The 15308-nt window shown below is 37.8% G+C and carries 13 protein-coding genes; 4 read left to right on the forward strand and 9 right to left on the reverse strand.

All coding sequences use genetic code 11. From position 1 onward, the window contains the following. Positions 1 to 15 precede the first annotated feature (15 nt). The 4 genes from rpmG to topA form a co-directional block, all read right to left on the reverse strand. The gene (gene rpmG, locus ACFIJZ_RS04010; protein ID WP_004864083.1) at positions 16 to 183 is read right to left on the reverse strand and encodes a 50S ribosomal protein L33; all 168 of its coding nucleotides are present in this window, start codon (positions 181 to 183) and stop codon (positions 16 to 18) included. A gap of 102 nt (positions 184 to 285) precedes the next feature. After that, a complete protein-coding gene (locus tag ACFIJZ_RS04015; RefSeq protein ID WP_273791015.1) occupies positions 286 to 1458 on the reverse strand; it encodes an MFS transporter in 1173 nt (390 codons plus the stop codon). Positions 1459 to 1724: 266 nt separating this feature from the next. Continuing rightward, positions 1725 to 4001, reverse strand: coding sequence for a ribonuclease R (gene rnr / locus ACFIJZ_RS04020; protein WP_375631115.1), 2277 nt, complete (start codon positions 3999 to 4001; stop codon positions 1725 to 1727). A 3-nt stretch (positions 4002 to 4004) separates the two neighbouring features. Then, a complete protein-coding gene (gene topA, locus ACFIJZ_RS04025) occupies positions 4005 to 6578 on the reverse strand; it encodes a type I DNA topoisomerase (RefSeq protein WP_375631116.1) in 2574 nt (857 codons plus the stop codon). Between the two features lie 261 nt (positions 6579 to 6839). Here topA and ACFIJZ_RS04030 point away from each other — a divergent pair, with 261 nt between their 5' ends. Continuing rightward, entirely contained in the window at positions 6840 to 7046 is a 207-nt protein-coding gene (locus ACFIJZ_RS04030) for a hypothetical protein (protein ID WP_005773510.1), read from the forward strand. On the opposite strand, the gene dprA is transcribed toward ACFIJZ_RS04030, so the two are convergent. From dprA to ACFIJZ_RS04050, 4 genes are read right to left on the reverse strand one after another with little or no spacing between them, the layout of a single operon-like run. Beyond that, positions 6976 to 8208 (reverse strand): DNA-processing protein DprA, encoded by a 1233-nt coding sequence (dprA, locus tag ACFIJZ_RS04035; RefSeq protein ID WP_375631117.1) that lies wholly within the window; start codon positions 8206 to 8208, stop codon positions 6976 to 6978. The genes ACFIJZ_RS04030 and dprA overlap by 71 nt on opposite strands. Continuing rightward, on the reverse strand, positions 8165 to 8797 hold the full coding sequence (plsY, locus tag ACFIJZ_RS04040; protein WP_273791019.1) for a glycerol-3-phosphate 1-O-acyltransferase PlsY: 633 nt from the start codon (positions 8795 to 8797) through the stop codon (positions 8165 to 8167). The genes dprA and plsY overlap by 44 nt, the downstream gene beginning before the upstream one ends. Positions 8798 to 8808: 11 nt before the next feature. Then, positions 8809 to 10110, reverse strand: a complete 1302-nt coding sequence (locus ACFIJZ_RS04045; protein ID WP_375631118.1) for a dihydroorotase — start codon at positions 10108 to 10110, stop codon at positions 8809 to 8811. Next, positions 10107 to 11072, reverse strand: a complete 966-nt coding sequence (locus ACFIJZ_RS04050; RefSeq protein ID WP_375631119.1) for an aspartate carbamoyltransferase catalytic subunit — start codon at positions 11070 to 11072, stop codon at positions 10107 to 10109. The genes ACFIJZ_RS04045 and ACFIJZ_RS04050 overlap by 4 nt, the downstream gene beginning before the upstream one ends. A 125-nt stretch (positions 11073 to 11197) precedes the next feature. Between ACFIJZ_RS04050 and ACFIJZ_RS04055 the strand changes: the two genes are divergently transcribed. Next, entirely contained in the window at positions 11198 to 12817 is a 1620-nt protein-coding gene (locus tag ACFIJZ_RS04055) for an acyl-CoA dehydrogenase family protein (RefSeq protein WP_375631120.1), read from the forward strand. On the opposite strand, the gene ruvX is transcribed toward ACFIJZ_RS04055, so the two are convergent. Then, entirely contained in the window at positions 12802 to 13281 is a 480-nt protein-coding gene (ruvX, locus tag ACFIJZ_RS04060) for a Holliday junction resolvase RuvX (protein WP_273791023.1), read from the reverse strand. The genes ACFIJZ_RS04055 and ruvX overlap by 16 nt on opposite strands. A gap of 147 nt (positions 13282 to 13428) precedes the next feature. Here ruvX and gatC point away from each other — a divergent pair, with 147 nt between their 5' ends. Next, positions 13429 to 13716, forward strand: a complete 288-nt coding sequence (gene gatC, locus ACFIJZ_RS04065; protein ID WP_273791024.1) for an Asp-tRNA(Asn)/Glu-tRNA(Gln) amidotransferase subunit GatC — start codon at positions 13429 to 13431, stop codon at positions 13714 to 13716. A gap of 31 nt (positions 13717 to 13747) precedes the next feature. Continuing rightward, complete coding sequence (gene gatA, locus ACFIJZ_RS04070; RefSeq protein ID WP_375631121.1) at positions 13748 to 15232, forward strand: Asp-tRNA(Asn)/Glu-tRNA(Gln) amidotransferase subunit GatA; 1485 nt, start codon at positions 13748 to 13750, stop codon at positions 15230 to 15232. The last annotated feature ends 76 nt before the right edge of the window (positions 15233 to 15308 follow it).

Consider the following 15308-nt stretch of genomic DNA (forward strand, 5'->3'; position numbering starts at 1 on the left):
TAATAATAATTTTATTTATTTAATTTTTGTTTCTTTAAATTCAACGTGCTTTTTTACAACTGGATCATATTTACGCTTGCTCATTTTATCTGTCATTGTACGGCTGTTTTTCTTTGTTACATAGAAAAAACCAGTATCTGCAGTTGATAAAAGCTTGATCTTAATGGTTGCTGCTTTAGCCATAATGTAAATACCCTATTTATACTGAAAAAATATTATTTCTGTCAAAACTTATTTCCGACATCATCAGATTTTCCGGCAACACTACGGATGTTCTCAAAAAAGTCAAGAGCTGATTAATTTTCTCATAAGTTGGACAAACACCAAAATGACATATAAACCGAAAAAAACAGCCATGGCTATTGAAAAACCAAAGGGTTTAAAGATATCCATGGATTTTCCGATAAAGGTCGGTCCGATGAGCATACCAATTCCATAACAAAAAATAAAAGCAGAATTAGCAGCAGCAAGCTCTTGCCCCTTGAGACGGGCTCCTAAATGTGCAAGACTAATTGTATAAAGGCTCGCTGATACACCACCCAGAAAAAACAAATCAAGCATCAGAATCCATGGATATTGAAGAATCCATGGTACTATAAAAGTTCCTATAAAACCTAAAATAGCGCAACTCATCAGCGGGTAGCGTCGATCTTTGGCGTAGTCGCTTATAATGCTGATAGGAATTAAGAGGAAAATATTCCCAAGTGCAAGGGTTGCCATAAAATGTGCTGCTTCATTCTCATTATAACCAATGGACAAACTAAAGGGTATTATAAGAGTTAATACGCCCATTTGAATGGCCCCGTAAACAAGGACCGCCATCATTGCACTTGGAACGTGAAAAAGATAACGAAAAAATGGCATATATTGATTTTTTTGAAATTCTGGACTTAATTTCCAAGCGGTAAGAATTGGTATAGTAGCAAGTATAATAAGGCTATATCCAACAGCAAAAGGAATAAATCCTTGTGTTCCCACTTTTGCTAGCAGCGTTAGACCTATTATAAACCCTAATCCTAAGACAATAGCATAAATAGAAAGGATCAAACCGCGTTTTTTGGGGGGAGCATAACTGTTGATCCAAAACTCTGATAGGATAAACATAACTGTCATGCTGAAATGTAATATAAACTTTAAAATAAACCAAATCCATATGGGATCAAAAAAATAGAATCCTAAAAAACTTAAAGATCCTATCGCCATCATAAGCAATATTGTTTGAGCGATTCCTAAGCATAAGGCAATTCGAGACGTAAAAATAGCTGCAATAATTGTGGCGATTCCACCAACTGTTCCACTATAGCCGATTGTACTGTTGGAAAGTCCTTTCTCTGCCATAAGAAGAGAGACAAGTTGTGTTCCCATTGCCAATGCTGTTCCAACAGTGCCAATAGTTGCAATAGCGGCAATAATTGCACGCAAAGAATTATTTTGAGAGTCAAAAGGTTTTTTTTTCATGAGAATGGCTTAAGGTACTCTTGTTTATTTAAACAATGAAAAGATGAGCTGAAATGAAAGGGAGCCAAAACTATCCTTTGCAGTTTCTCTCATTTTCTAAGTATAAAAAACTGCAAGATTTTTATATGGTTATTATAGACTTAACAATAAAATTTATCCTCTTGTATACTAAAGAAAGAAGATTGTACATATAAATATTATATAATATAAGTCATTTCTTAAATTGAATTTATTATTCATATTATATTCAATGGAGGGCAAGAAGCTTAATTTTTTCTTTTCCCATAAAAAGTATACTTTTGTTTTTTTAATTTGTTTTTATGGTAGGATGTCGGTGAAAATTTTATTGGACGAGGTTTTGTTAACAGTTCAAAGCATAAAGCGCCAGCAAAAGGTTGTACCGTTATAAGTTTTACTTCTACAACATCACTGAGCTGATAGCCTTTATGGCTACGCTGTCCTACAAGAACATGTTGTGCTTCATCAAAATGATAATAATCATTTTTAAGTGTAGAAATATGGACAAAACCATCTGTATTGAGTTTATCAAGTGAGATAAAAAGACCTGCTTTTGTAACTCCGGAAATGCGGCCTGTAAAAATACGACCGATTTTATTCGTTAAATAGTGAGCAACAAGCCGATCAATCGTTTCTCTTTCAGCCATCATTGCACGGCGTTCGTATAAAGAAACTTGCGTAGCAATTTCTGCAAGATTTTGTTCTTGTGTATCTGTTAATTGATCATTTCCTAATTTGAGAGCTTTAATGAGTGCTCGATGAATAATGAGATCAGCATAACGACGGATTGGTGATGTAAAATGTGTATAGTTCTGCAAATTCAAACCAAAATGGCCACTATTTTTAGGGTTGTACTCTGCTTGTGATTGTGAACGCAAAATAACTTGATTGACTAGTTCTTGTTGTTGAGTATGAGCGACCTTTTCTAAAATTCTATTAAGGCGCGCTGAGGTAAGTTCGCTTCCGCGGGAGAGTGGTATCCCCAAACTTTGAAGAAAGCTCCGAAGTATTTCTTGCTTAGCAAGAGAAGGTTTTTCATGAATACGATAAATGAGCGGCTGGTGATGTTGTTTTAATGTTTCAGAAGCTGCAATATTAGCTTGTATCATAAACTCTTCAATTAAACGATGCGCTTCTAATTGTGTTTCACTCACAACATCTTTTATGCATCCATTTTGATCAAGAATAATCTTTTTTTCTGCAATTTCTAATTCTAGTGGTTGGCGACGATTTCTCGCAGCTTTAAGGCATGCATAGGCTTCCCATAAGGGGTGCAAAATGCTCTCAAAAAGAGGGGTTATTTTTTCATTTATATTACCTTCAATTGCCAATTGTACTTCTTGATAAGAAAGTTTGGCTCTTACACGAATCATAATACGATGAAAACTATGTTTTCGTTTATTACCGTTTGCATCAAAAATCATACGAACGGCTAAAGCTGGTCTTTCTTTTCCTTCACGAAGAGAACATAAATCATGAGAAAGGCGTTCAGGTAACATTGGCACAACGGTATCGGGAAAATAAACAGAATTTCCACGTTTCAATGCTTCTTTATCTAAAGCGCTTCCTGTTTTGATATAGTAAGAAACATCTGCAATGGCCACAATAATAATCCAACCATCATTATTTGCTGGGTCTTTATCCTTGGTTGCATAAACTGCATCATCATGGTCTTTTGCATCTGGTGGATCAATTGTAATAAAGGGTAATTGTCGCCAATCTTCACGATTATCCATATTGGCAGCTTTGATATGTTTGGCTTGCTCAAGAACACTTTCAGGAAAAATATAAGGAATTCCTTTCGAAAGAAGCGCTATCATTGAGAGTGTTTTCTCACTCTTAATGTGCCCTAAAACATTCTTTATTTTTGCGCTCTTTAATCCGTAACCAGTATTTTTTTTTATTTCGACTTCAACGAGATCACCAATTTGAATCTTCATTTCTGGAGACATTTCAACAATGAGTTCATTGGTTTTGCGGTCTATAGGATCAAGGCGCCATTGATTATTTTCCAATTTTCGTACAATAGCAAATGCGCTTTTGGGAGATACATCAATTTTACGAATAATTCGTCCCGTATAAGGATGGCTTGAGCTTTCAGAATTTTTATTTCGAAAAACTTTTACAAGAATATGATCTCCAACACCAATATTACTTCCTGTTATGTGATGAAAAGAGTGTATTTCAATATTGGGCTTTGGAGAATCTTCCCATTCAAGAGGTTGTGCAATAAAACTTCCATCTTTATCACGTCCGCTAATTTTTACTAAAGAAACAGGGGGTAATTTTCCTTTGTTTATTGCTCTTTTGTGGTGTTTAGATATGAGATTTTGATCCTTTAACTCACGTAACATATCTCTAAGCCAGATACGAGAATCGCCTTTTAAGTTAAAAGCTTTAGCGATTTCTCGTTTACTTGAGTGGTTAGGATTCTCAATTATAAAGGAAAGGATTGCTTCCTTATTGGGAAAAGTTTTCCCCTTGAATGAAGAGAGATATTTTATGTTTTTTTCACCTTTAGCCAAAATTTATGTCTCTTTTATTTTTGCTTTTGTTTTAGAAGAAGCTCTTTTTGAAGTTGTTTTTTTACTCGATGCTTTAACCGATATAAGTTCTAGTGCCTCTGGAAGTGTTACACTAATGGGATCTTTATCTTTTGGCAATGTTGCATTAATTTTACCCCAATTGACATAAGGACCATAACGCCCGTTGCGCACGGTAATGGTTCCTCCTTCTGGATGCTCTCCTAATGTTGCCAATGCTTCAGGTGTTGTTCTGCTTTGCTTGGTTTTGTTTTCTTGTTGTTCTGCCAATACTGTAACAGCGCGATTGATACCAATATCAAAAACTTCATCTGCATGAAGAAGGCGCGCAGATTTTCCGTTATGGCTAAGATAGGGACCATATCGTCCAATCGTAGCCGTGATTATTTTTCCAGTTTCAGGATGAATGCCAATTTCACGGGGAAGGGATAGTAAAGCCAAGGCTTTATCAAGGGTTACATTTTCTGCCTGCCACTCTTTTGGTAGTCCTGCACGCTTAACTTCTTTGCTTTCACCAAGTTGAATATAGGGTCCAAACCGGCCATTGCGAAGAGAGATATCTTTTCCTGTTTCAGGGTCAATACCAAGTATAACAGGTTCATCATTGCGTACAGCTTCATTATCTTCTCCAGTATCTGTACCAAGTTGGCGTGTGTATTTACATTCGGGATAATTGGAACAGCCAACAAAAGCACCATAACGACCGAGTTTTAATGATAATTGACCATTTTTACAAAGAGGACAGGAACGCACATCACTTCCATCTTCGCGTTCAGGAAAGGCGAGAGGTGCTAATGTTACATTTAAAACATCAAGGACATTGGTTATACGGAGTTCTTGGATATTGCTAATAGATGCATTAAATCCATCCCAAAAATCCCTTAAGACGTCTTTCCAAGAAAGTTTGCCGTCAGATATAAGATCCAGCTTTTCTTCAAGATCTGCTGTGAAACCATATTCTACATAGCGATTAAAGAAATTTTCAAGAAAGGCCGTAACAATACGTCCCTTAGCATCGGGAATAAGCTTTCGTTTATCAATGACAATATATCCACGGTCACACAATGTCGCCAATGTGGAGGCATAAGTCGAAGGACGACCAATTCCTAACTCCTCAAGCTTTTTAATTAATGAAGCTTCAGAATAACGAGAAGGGGGCTCTGTGGTATGTTGTACGGATTCAACTTTTTCTTTTGTAAGTGCTTCACCAGTGTTTATTTGTGGTAAACGTGTTGTTTCATTTTCTTCATTATTTTCTTCGTCTCGTTGATCCGTGTAGACGGAAATAAAGCCATCAAAGCGAATAACAGATCCTGTTGCTCGTAGATTTGCACGATTTTCTCCTTGCTGTGCTTCAATTTCAACGGTTGTACGTTCAATGTCAGCAGAACGCATTTGGCTGGCAATAGCACGCTTCCATATCAGCTCATAGAGCTTTGCTTGATCGCTATCGAGAAAATTACGGACTTGACTAGGATTGCGTTGAAAATCTGTTGGACGGATCGCTTCGTGTGCTTCCTGTGCATTTTTTGCCTTTGTTGAATAAAAACGTGGTTTTTCAGGAATATAGTCTTTACCGAAAGTTTCATGAATAACTTTTCGTGCTGAATCAATAGCTTCTGGTGCTATTTGCACACCATCGGTACGCATATAAGTAATAAGCCCTGCCGTTTCACCATTAATTTCAATGCCTTCATAAAGCTTTTGGGCAATTTGCATAGTGCGAGAAGCTGAAAATCCTAATTTTGAAGAAGCTGCTTGTTGCAGTGTGGAGGTTGTAAATGGAGGAAAAGGATTTCTCTTTGTAGGTTTTGCTTCAACACTGAGTGTATGATATTGGGCTTGCTCCAACATAAGGCGAATTTGGTCTGCTTGTTCTTGAGATTGAATATCAAGCTTGCCTATTTTTCTTTGATTAAACATTGTCAATCTTGCTTGGAAACTATCATTTCGGATGGTTTTTAACTGTGTTGTAATGGACCAATAATCTTCTTTGATAAAATGTTCTATTTCTGATTCACGATCACAAATAATACGCAAAGCAACCGATTGAACGCGTCCTGCTGAACGGGCACCAGGAAGTTTCCGCCATAAAACAGGTGAAAGTGTAAAACCAACGAGATAATCAAGAGCGCGACGTGCAAGATAAGCATCTACAAGTGATGTATCAATATCACGTGGATTGTTCATAGCATCAAGCACAGACTTTTTGGTGATGGCATTGAAGACAACTCTTTTAATAGGTTTATCTTTTAAAACTTTTTTTTGACGGAGAACATCCAGAATATGCCATGAAATAGCTTCCCCTTCACGATCAGGGTCTGTTGCTAATATAAGGCTATCGGCTTCTTTAACGGCTTTTGCTATTTCATTTAAACGTTTAGCGGCAGCAGAATCTATATCCCATTTCATAGAAAAATCTTGATCCGGTAAAACAGAACCATCTTTTGCAGGCAAATCACGAACATGTCCAAATGATGCGACAACTTTGTATTGAGATCCAAGATATTTATTAATTGTTTTTGCTTTTGCTGGAGATTCAACGATAACGATATTCATAATTTTACCCAAATATTGAAATAAAAATTTTTTTATAAACGCCTTTTACGCGAATAGCTAATGCCAATTGCTTAAGAGCACATAAAAAAATATTAGCCATATAAAAAACATGAATATTGTACAACTTATGATTGTCATTATTAGAATACACCCTATATAGAATTACACGATTTATTTTCCACTGTTATTACAAAAACATACGGCGAAATACTAAGACGTCTATTGAGAGGTAGGAGGGGAAATGCTCAAGGATAGAGGATTATGTTTATAAATCATTTAAAAGTTATCCAATATATTACAGACATGTCAAAGCAAATGAATCAGATGGCGCGTCAGGCGCATAGTCCGCTTTTAGCATTGCTTTTGGATATGGTTGCCAAAGAAGGGCAAAGCATTATTAATAGTGCTGAGGCTCTTGGGGAAGATCAAGATTCGACAATGACACACAACCACCAGAGTGTCGAATAAGCTTTCCAGCAAGGTCGAGTTCTACCAACAAGAGGTAGAGAGCTGGGAGTGAAACACCTGAGTGGATACTAAGTGTGTCTAAATCGATTGGCGTTGTTGAAAGAGCGGAGAGAACTGCTGCACGTGCTGCATTGTCATCTGCTGAAGAGAGACCGCTGTTTTTTTCATCTGCTAAATTAAAATTCTCCTTTTCAAGTTGTAAAGAGGATGGTTCCTCAAAAAAATTGAGTTGCGAATTTGGAAGCGGTGAAATTAATGGCGTAAGTGTTTCTATAATGTCAGAAGGATGTGTGGTGAGTAGAGCACCGTCTTTGATAAGATTGTTTGTACCAACAGATCTTGGATCAAGTGGAGAACCGGGAATGGCAAAAATTAACCGTCCCATTTCAGCTGCTTGACGTGCGGTAATTAAGGACCCTGAGCGCAGGGCTGCCTCTACAACCAAGAGACCAAGTGATAGAGCTGCAATAATACGGTTTCTTCTTGGAAAATCGATAGCACGCGGCTTCCAAGAAATGGGCATTTCGCTGATGATGGCTCCACCGTTGGCGATAATATCTTCGTGCAACTTTTTATTTTCAGGAGGATAGATATGATCAATTCCTCCAGCCATGACTGCAACAGTTCCTGTTTTTAAACTTGCTTGATGCGCAACGCTATCAATTCCACGAGCGAGCCCAGAAATTGTTACAAAGTCTGCTTCTCCGAGAAAACGCGCAAATTGAGCCGTAAGCTTTTTCCCAGCAGCTGAAGCATTTCGAGAACCTATAATTCCAATAGAAGTTTTTTGAAAAATTGAAATATTACCTTTGATAGCAATAAGCGGCGGAGGGGCTTCTGTAACCTTAAGAAAAGCTGGATAGTCTGGTTCGCCCACACCGATGAACCGAATATCTAATCTTTCAGCTTCTTGCATTTCTTTTTCTGCATCTTCTAAGCTTGCTATTTTTATAGATACAGAACCACCACCTTTTCTACTAAGCTCTGGCAGCGCTGCCAGAGCATTTTCTGCTGTTTTATAATGATCAATGAGATTGCGAAAACTAACAGCTCCAATATTTTCACTGCGCAATAACCGTAACCAACTTAGACGTTGACGATCAGTAAGCAGGATTCCTTTATTTATCTCCGTGTTGCGTACCAATCTTACTTTCTTCCCCAATTAATAATCTACTGATATTTGCAGAATGTTTTATAAACACAAATACGCTCATCACAATCAGCATACAATAGAAATAAGAAGCGGAAAAATAAAAAACAAATATCGGTGTGATCGTAACAGCAATAAGCGCAGATAATGAAGAATAACGCATGAGAAGAAAAATCGCACTCCATACAATAATAAAAATAATTGCTGCGGGCCAATAGATTCCTAAACAGACCCCTAGATAGGTAGCAACACCTTTGCCACCTTTAAATTTAAGCCATACGGGGAAAAGATGTCCTAAGAAAGTAAAAAAACCCGCTAGAGAAACAAGTATACTATTGTCTAGCGGATTACTAAAAAACTTTATAATCAAAACAACGATAGTTCCTTTTAACATATCACAAAGAAGTGTTAGAGCAGCAAGCTTTTTATTTCCTGTTCGTAAAACATTTGTTGCTCCAATATTGCCGGAACCGATTGTTCTTATATCACCAATTTTGAACAATCTCGTAAAAAGAAGACCAAATGGAATCGAGCCAATGAGATAAGATATGAGGAAAATAAACCATGGAGTGGACTGAAAAAATATTTCTGCTTCATTCATTAAGAATCTCATTAAGTTTGTTGATCAAGTTTAAAAACGGATTTCCCTTTCACAAAGGTCTGGAGCACACGTCCTTGAAAACGTGCATTATCAAAAGGGGTATTTTTTGAACGTGAATAGAGCTTCTCTTTCGAAACAACCCATGGTTCTTCAAGATCAACCACAATAAAGTCTGCATGAGCACCTTTTTTGAGTGTTCCTGCATTGAGTCCAAAGAGCTTTGCAGGCGCCGTTGACAAAAGTTCCGTTATCCGTAGAAGAGATAGGCTATCATCATGATAAAGGCGTAAGGCTGCGCTCAATAAGGTCTCCATACCAATAGCGCCAACTGCCGCGTCATTAAATGGTAAATGTTTTTTGTCGATACTCTGAGGATCATGAGAAGAGACAATAACATCTACAGTCCCATCCTTTATTGCTTCAATCATTGCTATACGGTCTTCTTCTGTACGCAATGGGGGCATTAAGCGAAAAGAGGTGCGATATTCACCAATGTCATTTTCATTGAAAGATAAATGATTAATAGATACACCCGCTGAAATTTTCTCACTGCGTTTTTTACCTAAACGAAGTGCATCAGCAGAGAGTGCTGTCGATATTTGAGCGGCATGATAGCGTGTTTGCGTTAATACTGCTAATCGCAGATCTCTTTCAAGTGGAATAACTTCTGCTTCGCGAGGGATGCCAGAAAGACCAAGCCAACTGGCAAGCAGTCCTTCATTCATCACACCTTGCCCTGTAAGATCTTTATCTTGCGTTTCATGCATCAATGGAACATCAAAATCGCGTGCATAAGTCATTGCACGCCGCATAACAGATGAATTTTGAAGTGTTTTTTTGCCTTCACTAAAAGCAACGGCTCCTGCATCTTTGAGCAAACCAAATTCGGTTATTTCTTGTCCGTTGAAACCTTGTGTGATTGAAGCAACGGGATAAATATTGACCAATGAGATTTCCTGTGCTGTATGCGTAATAAATTTAATCAGAGCAATATTATCAATAACTGGATGCGTGTTTGGCATCATAAGAAAGGAAGTAATACCACCTGCTGCGGCCGCTTGACTTGCTGATGCAATTGTTTCACAATGCTCATTCCCTAATTCTCCAACAAAAACGCGCGCATCAACGAGTCCAGGGAGAATTGCTTTGTTTTGTGCGTTAATAACTTCTGCTTCTTCAGGGAATCCCTGATTCAGAGCTTCTTTTCCAGCGGCTATAATTCGTCCATTTTCAACAATAACTGTACCAATTTCATCGATTGTGCGCGAAGGATCAATAATACGAGCATTTTGAAAAACAATTGGTTTTATCATTTTTTTTCTCCACTGATCTTTGCGCGTGAATCTAATAAAGCCTCCATGACAGCCATACGCACTGCAATTCCCATTTCTACTTGTGTATGAATCATACTTTGTGGTCCATCTGCTATGTCGGATGCAATCTCTACACCACGGTTTAATGGGCCAGGATGCAGAATAATAGAATCATTTTTGGCATAGGCTAAATTTTCTTTATGTAAGCCAAAATAATGGAAATATTCACGCGTAGAGGGAATAAAAGAGCCTGTCATCCGTTCATGCTGTAAGCGCAACATCATGATAACGTCAGCATTTTTAAGACCTTCTTTCATCGTGTTAAAAACCTCAACACTCATATGAGCGATTTCTGCGGGTAAGAGTGTTGAGGGAGCAACAGCACGAACACGAGCACCCAAAGCATTAAGACACAAGATATTGGAACGGGCAACACGTGAGTGTAAGATATCTCCGCAAATCGCAACAGTTAATCCTTCAATACGACCTTTTGCCCTTTTAATGGTTAGAGCATCTAATAAAGCTTGGGTTGGATGTTCATGAGCACCATCACCTGCATTAATAACACAACAATCAACTTTTTGCGCTAATAAAGCTGCCGCTCCTGCACTGTTATGGCGAAAAACCAGTATATCTGGCTTCATTGCATTGAGAGTTGTAGCTGTATCAAGTAATGTTTCTCCCTTTTTTACAGATGAGTTGCCGATCGCAAGACTCATCACATGTGCACCTAGCCTTTTACCCGCTAATTCAAAAGAAGATTGTGTTCGCGTAGAGGCTTCAAAAAAGAGATTAATTTGAGTCCGTCCATGCAAAGTAGATTTTATTTTATCAATTTTGTTAGAAAGGATAACATTTGCTTCTGCACGATCAAGCAATGTATTAAGATCTTGTACACTCAGATCTTTAATAGCTAAAAGATGTTGATGAGGGAAAAGTGGAAAAAAATTATCTTGAATCATAGCATTCTTCTTTATCTCTCTCTAAACAGGTTAAACAAGCATTTGTTTGAATATGATAAATGTTTCTTAACTCTAAAAAGACAAATAGTCTATGATATGAATGATTTGAATGTAGGAATATACCTATGAGTGCTGTATCTGCGCAAAATACTCGTCGAAAAAATACATTTCTTAGCGATACGCTTATGTTTCGTATTGCTTCTACTTTGCCTAAGTTTTTGTTAGCAAGTTTTGAAGAAATAGGGGATTTTGCCGCGAGTCGAGAAGCATGGAAACTTTCTTGCTTAGCGAATCGTTATAAGCCTTTATTATGCTATAATGATGAATGGGGGCAACCAACGGAAAAATTAGAGATCCATTCTTCCTATCAAGCTCTTCAACAATATTCTAGACAAGCAGGTTTGGTTACCTCACTTTGGGAAAATGCGAGTTCAGAAAATGGAGTACGCTATCAAGCGCGTGCGATTCGTTTAGCTTTATCTGCTGGTTTAGAAACAGGACATTTGAATGAAGTTATCATAACGAGTGCAGCTATTGCTGTTTTAATTAGTGATATTGAGCTCTTCAAAAAATGGCAAAATGTACTTTTATCACGCCAATATGATTCTTCATCAAAGCCTATTCATCATAAAAAGGCTGCTTCTCTAACTTGTGCATTTGACGATATTGAAAAATACGCTTTCAATTTTCCAAGTGTTAAGAAAATTTCTTTCGATGAAAGTATGGAACGTGATCTATATCGTTTAAATGTTGTAAAAACCAATGTTATTAATCCTACCGCTGACGGATATCTTGTTAGTGCAGATTTAAATGGTCATTTAAGTTGTTTTTTTATTCCACGCATACAAGAAAATGGCGCATTAAATGGATCTATATCGATTCGTCATTTAATTCAGCGTTCTGGAGAACTTTTAACACCAGAGGGGGTTGTCGATTTCCAAGGCAGTTATGGCTGGCTTTTGGGAAATGCTGGAGAAGGGCTTAAAGTTATTAAAGATATCGAGACGATGATGCGTTTCGATCAATCTGTCATATCGGCAGGTGTTTTACGAGCGGCTCTTCAATTTGGTATAGATTTTTTCCGGAAAAAAATGCCCAATCAGCCGTTACCTCCACTGACAGAACGTATTTTTGCAGATATTGCATTAGATATAGCTGCCTCACAAGCATTGGTTTTGCGTTTAGCGAGAGCATTTGACAATGCAGCAAATGACCGTTCTGAAGCCGCTTTTGCCCGTATTATGACACCTATTATTGCTTATCATGTAAGTCAATTGGTTGTGCCTATTATTGGTGAAATTATTGCACAACTTGGTATTGAAAGTTTTATAGAGAATAATCCATTATCACAAATGTTGCATAATGGGCCTGCGCGAATTGTGAGAAATAGTTCTGCTAATCAATTGGTAAAGGATGCCATTCTTATTGCTGAAAAAGCACCGGGATTGTTTCAGAAATTGTTGGAAAAAATTGCTCTTGATATTGGGCCAGCGGGACCCCGAGCAATTGAAATCATTAAGTCAGCAGGTGATATGGCATCAGCAAATGAAGGTGCAGGAAGGTTTTTTGTTGAACAGGTAGCTTATGCAGCAGCAGCAGCAGCATTACGTTCTACAGACATAGAACATGTTGCAAATGCCTATATGGAAAGCCGCCTTGGGGGACAATGGAGATCTTCTTACGGGATGCTCATCGCACGATATAATGCAGGGCATTTGCTCAATGTCCTCTATCCTTCCATATGATGAAAGTGTTGAATTCTATTGAGAGCACCTTGCAATATAAAAGCGGCGGCTGCCGAATCAATACGGCTTGCTCTTTTAGCGCGCGATACATTCATTTCTAAAAGAGACCGTTCCGCAGCAATTGTTGATAAACGTTCGTCCCAAAAAACAAATGGAATTTTTGTATAAGCTTTCATATTGCTCACAAAAGCTCTGGTTGCTTGAACACGAGAGCCACTACTTCCATTCATGTTAAGAGGTAAGCCAATGATAATAACGCCTACATTTTCACGGTCAAAAATTTTAATAAGTGTGTAAGCATCTTCTGTAAATTTTTTTCGCTGTAGTACAGGACGCGGATTTGAGACAGTCAGCCCCATATCAGAAATGGCAATTCCGATAGTTTTTGTCCCTAAATCTAAGCCTGCTATTGTTTGTCTAGGCAAAAGATGTGTTATAACTTCATCTATATTAATAACAGTCATAAGGGGATAATACGTTTTTTAATGTTTCAGATCTATAGTTATATTCTTTATTCATGTTATCTAATATTCTTGCACTTACAAGTGCAGCCTTGTATAGCCAGAATAAAGATCAATAAATAAACAAAAAAGCAGAAAGGCGCAAAGAGTATGTCTGTTGATCAAGAGACAGTCAAGCGGATAGCACATTTAGCAAGGATTGCCCTCCACGATGATGAGATAGAACCTGTGACAAAAAAATTCAATGCTATTTTAGGTTTTGTAGAACAATTGAATGAAGTTGATGTCAGTGGAATTGAGCCATTAACATCTGTGATGCCAATGACTCTACGAATGCGTGAAGATAGTGTTACAGATGGTGATAAAGCAGCAGATATTGTAGCCAATGCTCCTGTTACAGAAGAAAATTTTTTTCTTGTCTCAAAAATTGTTGAGTAATTTTTTATATTTTTGAAATTTGAGAACCAATATGACTGATTTAACAACCCTCACAATTGCGCAAGCTCGTGATGCTTTAACAAAGAAGAATCTCAAAGCAACAGAATTAACGGAAGCTTATTTACAAGCAATAGAATTAGCTAATCCAATTTTGAATGCTTATGTAACAATAACAGCAGAACAGGCAATGAAAATGGCTGCTGAATCAGACAGTCGCTTAGCGAAAGGGCAGGGAGGGCTTTTAGAAGGAATCCCCTTGGGGATTAAAGATCTTTTTGCAACCTATGGTGTTCATACTCAAGCCTGTTCACATATCCTTGATGGTTTTAAACCGCACTATGAATCAACTGTCACAGCTAATTTATGGCAAGACGGTGCTGTGATGTTAGGAAAACTTAATATGGATGAGTTTGCTATGGGCTCATCCAACGAAACATCATATTATGGCCCCGTTATTAGTCCATGGAGAAAAAAAGGCTCGAATGAAAAACTCGTACCCGGTGGTTCATCGGGAGGATCTTCTGCCGCTGTTGCTGCACAAATTTGTGCTGGGGCAACAGCAACAGATACAGGTGGCTCAATACGTCAACCAGCAGCTTTTACTGGAACTGTAGGAATAAAGCCAACTTATGGACGTTGTTCGCGATGGGGCGTTGTCGCGTTTGCTTCATCTCTTGATCAAGCTGGACCTGTTGCCAGAGATGTTCGTGATTGTGCTATCTTACTCAGATCAATGGCCTCTTTTGATGAAAAAGATTCTACTTCCGTCAATTTACCAGTTCCTGATTATGAAAGTTATCTTGGTCAATCAATCAAAGGAATGAAAATAGGTATTCCAAAAGAATATCATGTGGATGGAATGTCTCCAGAAATTATTGAGCTTTGGCAAAAAGGAATAAATTGGTTAAAAGAAGCAGGTGCTGAGATTAAGGATATTTCTTTGCCTCATACAAAATATGCTCTACCTTCTTATTACATTATAGCTCCTGCAGAAGCCTCTTCTAATTTAGCGCGTTATGATGGTGTGCGTTTTGGTTTGCGCATGCCTGGAAAAGACATCATTGAGATGTATGAAAATACACGTTCTGTTGGTTTTGGTAATGAAGTTAAGCGGCGTATTTTGGTGGGGACTTATGTCCTTTCATCTGGTTATTATGATGCCTGTTATCTAAGAGCTCAAAAAGTAAGAACACTCGTAAAACGTGATTTTGATCAATGTTTTGCTTCAGGCATTGATGCTATTTTGACACCAGCAACACCAACACCTGCTTTTGGTATTGCTGATGAAAAAATAAAAACTGATGCTGTAGCAATGTATCTTAATGATATTTTTACGGTACCAGTCAATATGGCTGGTTTACCAGGAATTTCTGTTCCTGCTGGTCTGTCATCAAATGGTTTACCTCTAGGATTGCAATTGATTGGTAAACCTTTTTCTGAAGAAGTCATTTTTCAGATAGCGCATATTATTGAACAAGAAGCAGGAATATTCAGTGCAGAAAAATGGTGGATGTAATAGTCAAAATTCACAAAGGAGCATTTCTCATCCTTATGAGAAATGCTTTTTTAGAAGGTGGAGGGAATGAGCTCTA

The sequence above is a fragment of the Bartonella sp. CL70QHWL genome, from assembly GCF_042194855.1.
Taxonomy (GTDB): Bacteria; Pseudomonadota; Alphaproteobacteria; order Rhizobiales; family Rhizobiaceae; genus Bartonella.

Excerpts from the sequence above, each read along its gene's own strand:
- rpmG (WP_004864083.1), bottom strand. The coding sequence starts at position 183 with ATGGCTAAAGCAGCAACCATTAAGATCAAGCTTTTATCAACTGCAGAT.
- ACFIJZ_RS04015 (WP_273791015.1), bottom strand. The coding sequence starts at position 1,458 with ATGAAAAAAAAACCTTTTGACTCTCAAAATAATTCTTTGCGTGCAATT.
- topA (WP_375631116.1), bottom strand. The coding sequence starts at position 6,578 with ATGAATATCGTTATCGTTGAATCTCCAGCAAAAGCAAAAACAATTAAT.
- ACFIJZ_RS04030 (WP_005773510.1), top strand. The coding sequence starts at position 6,840 with ATGTTTATAAATCATTTAAAAGTTATCCAATATATTACAGACATGTCA.
- plsY (WP_273791019.1), bottom strand. The coding sequence starts at position 8,797 with ATGAATGAAGCAGAAATATTTTTTCAGTCCACTCCATGGTTTATTTTC.
- ACFIJZ_RS04045 (WP_375631118.1), bottom strand. The coding sequence starts at position 10,110 with ATGATAAAACCAATTGTTTTTCAAAATGCTCGTATTATTGATCCTTCG.
- ACFIJZ_RS04050 (WP_375631119.1), bottom strand. The coding sequence starts at position 11,072 with ATGATTCAAGATAATTTTTTTCCACTTTTCCCTCATCAACATCTTTTA.
- ACFIJZ_RS04055 (WP_375631120.1), top strand. The coding sequence starts at position 11,198 with ATGAGTGCTGTATCTGCGCAAAATACTCGTCGAAAAAATACATTTCTT.
- ruvX (WP_273791023.1), bottom strand. The coding sequence starts at position 13,281 with ATGACTGTTATTAATATAGATGAAGTTATAACACATCTTTTGCCTAGA.
- gatC (WP_273791024.1), top strand. The coding sequence starts at position 13,429 with ATGTCTGTTGATCAAGAGACAGTCAAGCGGATAGCACATTTAGCAAGG.
- gatA (WP_375631121.1), top strand. The coding sequence starts at position 13,748 with ATGACTGATTTAACAACCCTCACAATTGCGCAAGCTCGTGATGCTTTA.